At 59.1% G+C, this 692-nt stretch carries 2 protein-coding genes; both read left to right on the top strand.

Annotated features, from left to right (window positions below; all coding sequences use genetic code 11):
- On the top strand, positions 1-462 hold a 462-nt coding region (locus tag AB4Z32_RS27540; protein WP_442124993.1), incomplete at its 5' end, for a head-tail connector protein.
- A partial coding sequence (locus AB4Z32_RS27535) for a phage head closure protein (protein ID WP_442124992.1) occupies positions 459-692 on the top strand: 234 nt, incomplete at its 3' end. The genes AB4Z32_RS27540 and AB4Z32_RS27535, both read left to right, overlap by 4 nt.

Genomic DNA, 692 nt, shown 5'->3' with positions numbered 1-692 from the left:
GTTGCGGCATGGGTGGCGGGTATCGTCGCGCATGCCGAGCACTATACGGGACGGGCATTCATTAACCAGGCCTGGCGTGTCACCCTCGACAGCTTCCCTGATGCGATCGAGCTTCCTCATCCCCCCATCGCTACTGTCACGCAGCTTCGGTTTATGCCTACTTCGGGCACCATGCAGACGCTCGATCCAGCTGACTATGTGCTGGACGCTTCCAGCGAACCGGGTTATGTCGTGCCTGCGCGCGGCAAGGCTTGGCCTGCTACGTATGCCGAAATCAACACTGTATCCGTGGACTACACCTGCGGGTATGGCGCCGATGATACGGCGGTTCCGGCCGGGATCAAGTTGTACCTGATTGCCAAGTTGCGCGAGCAGTATGACCCTGCGATTCGCGCGGAGCAGGTAACGATACAAGGCTGTTACATCGACCGTCTTTTGGACAGATATGTGGTGTACGCATGAACTTGCCGATGCAGTTGCGCCATAAAGTGCAGATCCAGGAGCGCTCCGCCAGTACAGACGATTTTGGGCAGCCGCTGGAAAGCTGGAACACCATCGCCAGTCCATGGGCTGATATCCGGAACTTGAACGGTCTGGAGACGGTCAAGGGTGGCGCCGACACATCCGTGGTACGGGCCTCGATCCGCATCCGGTACCGGACGGGCTTGTCCGCTGCGATGCGTGTAGTGCAC

This window comes from Massilia sp. 2TAF26 (assembly GCF_052115005.1).
Taxonomy (GTDB): Bacteria; Pseudomonadota; Gammaproteobacteria; order Burkholderiales; family Burkholderiaceae_D; genus Telluria.
The sequence above is the reverse complement of the archived record's forward strand: the minus strand, read 5'-3'. Positions and strand labels throughout refer to the sequence as shown.